Annotated in this window: 4 protein-coding genes and 1 other RNA gene; all 5 read right to left on the bottom strand. The window is 38.1% G+C overall.

Features of this window, described 5'->3' with window-relative positions; genetic code table 11:
• Nucleotides 1–51 precede the first annotated feature (51 nt).
• The 5 genes from recR to PLH43_RS13015 all read right to left on the bottom strand — a co-directional run bounded on the left by recR (nt 52) and on the right by PLH43_RS13015 (nt 4,663).
• On the bottom strand, nt 52–651 hold the full coding sequence (gene recR, locus PLH43_RS13035; protein WP_324363824.1) for a recombination mediator RecR: 600 nt from the start codon (nt 649–651) through the stop codon (nt 52–54).
• Nucleotides 652–683: 32 nt separating this feature from the next.
• Nucleotides 684–1,025 carry a YbaB/EbfC family nucleoid-associated protein gene (locus PLH43_RS13030; RefSeq protein WP_324363822.1) on the bottom strand — a complete coding sequence of 114 codons (342 nt, stop codon included), beginning with the start codon at nt 1,023–1,025 and terminating at the stop codon, nt 684–686.
• Between the two features lie 117 nt (nt 1,026–1,142).
• Nucleotides 1,143–2,762 carry a DNA polymerase III subunit gamma/tau gene (gene dnaX, locus PLH43_RS13025; RefSeq protein WP_324363820.1) on the bottom strand — a complete coding sequence of 540 codons (1,620 nt, stop codon included), beginning with the start codon at nt 2,760–2,762 and terminating at the stop codon, nt 1,143–1,145.
• Between the two features lie 114 nt (nt 2,763–2,876).
• An RNA gene (gene ffs, locus PLH43_RS13020) (signal recognition particle sRNA large type) lies at nt 2,877–3,140 on the bottom strand.
• Nucleotides 3,141–4,069: 929 nt separating this feature from the next.
• A complete protein-coding gene (locus tag PLH43_RS13015; protein ID WP_324363818.1) occupies nt 4,070–4,663 on the bottom strand; it encodes a hypothetical protein in 594 nt (197 codons plus the stop codon).
• Nucleotides 4,664–4,762: the final 99 nt, after the last annotated feature.

Genomic DNA, 4,762 nt, shown 5'->3' with positions numbered 1-4,762 from the left:
ATTTGCAAAATGATAGGAGTTTATTTGATGTAGACAGCATCTTAAAGGGAACTAAATCTCGCGTCTTCCCTCCAAAGCCTTTGCCAATGTAACCTCATCCGCATATTCAAGGTCTCCGCCCACAGGTATTCCGTGAGCTATTCTCGTGGTCCTAATACCCAAAGGCTTAACGAGCTTTGAAATATACATGGCAGTAGCTTCACCCTCAATATTGGGATTTGTCGCAATAATAACTTCTTTGATATTTCCTTCCTTTATCCTGTCCAAAAGCTCCTTGATTTTAATATCCTCCGGGCCAATCCCCTGCATAGGCGATATTGCTCCGTGAAGTACATGGTAAAGCCCTTTAAACTCCCGTATTTTCTCCATTGCAACAACATCCCTTGCGTCTTCAACGACACAAATTATAGAGCTGTCCCTTTTTTCCGAACTGCAAAGCGGGCAAACCTCCGAATCGGTTAAATTACCGCATACCGAACAGAATTTTGTTTTTTGCTTTGCTTCGGTTATGGCGTTTGCCAGCCTATCAACTTTTTCCTGAGGCATATCCAGCACATGAAAGGCCAATCTCTGGGCAGTCTTGTGGCCTATGCCGGGGAGCTTTTCAAACTCCTCTATAAGCCTTGCTATCGGTGCAGCATAAAAGCTCATGTATTTTCACCCTTTATCATTGTAAACATCAACTAAAACAAACCGGGAATTCCACCCAATCCGCCCGTAACCTTGCTAATCTCGGTTGTAACCATTTCATCGGCTTTTCTTAAAGCTTCGTTGACTGCTGCAAGTATAAGGTCTTGGAGCATTTCAACATCATCAGGGTCAACAACCTCCGGTTTTATAGTAATTTCCTTAATATCTTTCTTTCCTGTGGCAATTACAGTAACTGCTCCTCCACCGGCAGATGCTTCAACAGTTTTGTCCTTGAGTTCTTCCTGAACTCTCTCCATATCCCTTTGCATCTTTTGCGCCTGCTTTACCAGATTGTTTATATTTCCGCCGAATCCCGGGAAACCGCCTTTTGCCATTATCGTCTACCTCCAATTTTATATTATATATTCAGATTACATATATCCGAATTTAAAAATACCTAACCATCATTATATATCAATATATGCTAAAAACACCAGTAAAATTTTTGAAATTCACTCGTCAATTATATTCAGTTTGACATCCAACTTTTCGGCAAAATCCTGAGCCTTCTCAATGAGCTCATCCTTTTCCTCTTTTTTGCCTGCATCAACAATGTCTTCTTCATCCAAACATTTAACCCGAACATTTTTTCCAAGGCAATCACAAAGGCACTTTTCTACAACTTCAATGTTTTCGGATTTTTCAACGAGCATTCTGCAGCCATTGTTAAACACTATTCCAACTTGATTTGAGCCCAACTCTATAAGTTTGGTATCCAAAAGGTAGGCATATACAGCCATTCTGCCTCTGCTCTTAAGCTCATTCAATACTTCCTGCCACGCTTCAATTCCCTTCATGTTTTTGGCAATATTCTTTTTCTCAATGGGTTTGTCATCTCCGGATGCCGAATTTCCTTTATCGGAATTCGCAGTCTCAGAGCTGCCGGAATCATTCCTGGGTACGGCAACACCCTTTTCCATAATGTCATTAATACTCTTCTCCAATAACTGGATTCTCGCCAATACTCCGGCATCACCCAAGTCCACTTTATTTTCACAAAGCTTGATAAGAGTAGCTTCCAAAAGAGCCCTTGGATGCGAAGTCAATTTCAGCGTCGCTTCCAGTGAAGACAGCTCTTTTATCACGGCCACAATCTCAAACAGCTCCAGCCCGTTGCACTGCTCCTTCATCTTTTGAATTGAATCCAATGGAGCATCAATTATATCTTCGGGATTCGATACCGAGCTGCAAATCATCATATTTCTGTAATACATCACCATCTCAGAAACAAACTGGCTGATATTCTTGCCTTCCATCACCAGTTCATCAACAGCCTTAAGCACCCTGTCTACCTCTTTATTCTTTACGGCATCTACGACATCGCCAATAAAGGTATCTGCCACAAGGCCTACTACAGATAAAACATCTTCATAGGTCAGCTCCTTGTTCCCAAGGGATATGCATTGGTCCAATATGCTTATGGCGTCTCTTAAGGCACCATCAGAAAGCTTTGCAATAAGTTTCGATGCTTCCCTTTGTATTTCCACTCCACTTTCTTTGGCAATATACTCAATTCTTTTTACAATACTATCAACCGGAATTCTCCTGAAATCAAACCTTTGGCAGCGGGACAGTATGGTTGCAGGGAGCTTGTGCGGCTCAGTAGTTGCAAGAATAAATATCACATGGGCCGGCGGCTCCTCTAAAGTCTTTAAAAGTGCATTGAATGCCCCTGTTGAAAGCATATGAACTTCGTCAATAATATAAACCTTGTATCTGGCTTTTGAAGGAGTATATATGACTTCATCCCTGATATCCCTTATATCATCCACACTATTGTTTGATGCGGCATCTATTTCTATGACATCCAAAAGGCTTCCGCTAAGTATTCCCTGACAAACCTCACATTGGTTGCAAGGGTCACCGTTTTTTGTCTCCAAACAGTTTACAGCCCTCGAAAAAATTTTTGCCATGGTGGTTTTTCCGGTACCCCTTGTCCCACAAAAGAGATATGCATGAGCTATACGTCCGGAACTGATACTGTTCCTTAGCGTCTTTACAACGTGTTCCTGTTCAACCACATCTTCAAAGACCATAGGTCTCCATTTTCTATATAAAGCCAGATATGACACAAAAATCCTCCTGCTCCCTTTATATCAAAAAGCTGATTAATATAAAATAAGCTATTTAATAGTTTAAATAGCTTTTTAAGTCAATTTGATATGCTTATGTTTTATTTTAAATGGTCGTGCACCTATTTTCGACATGCATATACAAGCGTAACCAATGCAGTTAGCTCAAATCAGGCAATCCCACGGCACACGAAAGGGACTACTTACCGCTGCTTTCTTCCGAACCTGACGGGGTTCATAGACTTCCGTTGCGTAGGACCCAATTTTCATTGCCACTTACAAAGGGCAGACCTTACAGAAGCATGCCTATTATAGGAATTCAACCCTGCTATAGCGGATTGCAGGTACAGGGCACCGCTACCTCCCCATCTAGCACGACCAAATATTAACTTATCATTATTCCTCTTAAGAATAATCATTAAGGGGACTTTATATATTATACTTAATAATTTATAATACTTCAAGACATTTATTTTATTAAATTCCTATATATTTATTACTCTATTTCCTATTATTGTATTCATTGCCGGTACAATAATAAAAAAGCAAAAGGTTGCGTCCGAAAAATATCCAATATTAACCACAATTTTACCATACTTGCCACTCTACGCATAACAGCTCTTTTCTCTCTTCTTACGAATCTTTGCTTTTTACTGAAAGAGTAGGATTCATCCATCAATGGACAGAATTTAAATTTGAAATGTATCGTTAATGTAAAATCCTAATTACACAAAGTAAAAATTGAACTTTTCTAATCATTTATATATAATGGTTTTTATATATTGAATAATTAAACCATTGTATAATAGAGTTAAATGTAATTGAAAGGAAGAACGGTATGGGCTTACACAGGTTGGATACGGGATTTCTTAGCACCTATGTTTTTGGTAAGTGGGGATAATATAGTGGCGTTAAATGTATCAAGTATAACGGAAAATACTATATTCTAGAAGGCGACAGAGCAGATGGATACAGAATATTAAATGTTTCAGACGAAGTGTTGCAGAAAGCTCCCAAAGAAAAAAGCGAAAAAGATATGATAAATTTTATCGAGGAATTGGCAGCTTGTACTTTTTATGATCAAGACGGGAAAGGATACATAACTTATAAATCTCCTCTGTTTCCTGCATTACTTGATAAAAAACTGTATGAGGAAATTTGCAGGCAATATCCTGATTACACCTTTATGACATTAGTCTAAGAATATAAACATATGACAGCTTAACAGCACCAATACTCAGAGAGGTAAGGACAAGTCGCAGTATAAAAGTAACAAATTTTTGATTAACGAAAAAATTAAAATCGAATTAGTTGTTCTGTATTAATATAAAGCCGCGATCATATTTGTCCGTAAAAGGCTTAACAATATCGCGCAATTCCTCCATTGTAATGTTTGAATTTGCTTGCCCGGTCTCCTCGTTGTATAAGCTATTCTTAATTCTCTCCAAATCCTGCTTTAGAGAAATTAAAAATCTGATTTCATTTTGAGAGAGGACACCATCTTTTAAAAAATCATCACAGGTCCAACCGTCTCCTATAGTGGTTTGTATCAACCCAAATGACTCTTTAAGGTCTGTAAACACATATGCATTTTTGTCATTTCTCATGTTCCAATATGCATATTCATTCAATTTCTTCATGGAATTCAATTTAGTTAACAACTGTCTGAATGGGTTCTTTCTTATAGTAGTACTCTGAATACTGAGTTCCCAGTCCTCCACTGACGATAATAGCTCTATTGTTAGGCATAATTCAGAATAAAAACTACCTATGTAACATTCTCTATCTTGATTAAGTCTTTTATTGATACAATATTTCATACCTGCTTTAAACGCAGCAAACAAAGTTATACAAAAACAAATCAATACGATTAAAGCAACAACAGCTCTTTTAAATTTCAATTATATTCACCCCAAATCCCAACTAACAATATGGCTCTATTTTGCGAAATTTCCCATTCTTACCGAAATTATGTCACGCTCTCAACTGATATACAATTT

Source organism: Acetivibrio sp. (genome assembly GCF_035371925.1).
Lineage (GTDB): Bacteria > Bacillota > Clostridia > Acetivibrionales > Acetivibrionaceae > Hungateiclostridium.
This window is presented reverse-complemented; position numbering and strand designations above follow the sequence as displayed.

What these genes read in the sequence shown, in the direction of transcription:
- recR (WP_324363824.1), bottom strand. Translation starts at nt 651, where the DNA reads ATGAGCTTTTATGCTGCACCGATAGCAAGGCTTATAGAGGAGTTTGAA.
- PLH43_RS13030 (WP_324363822.1), bottom strand. Translation starts at nt 1,025, where the DNA reads ATGGCAAAAGGCGGTTTCCCGGGATTCGGCGGAAATATAAACAATCTG.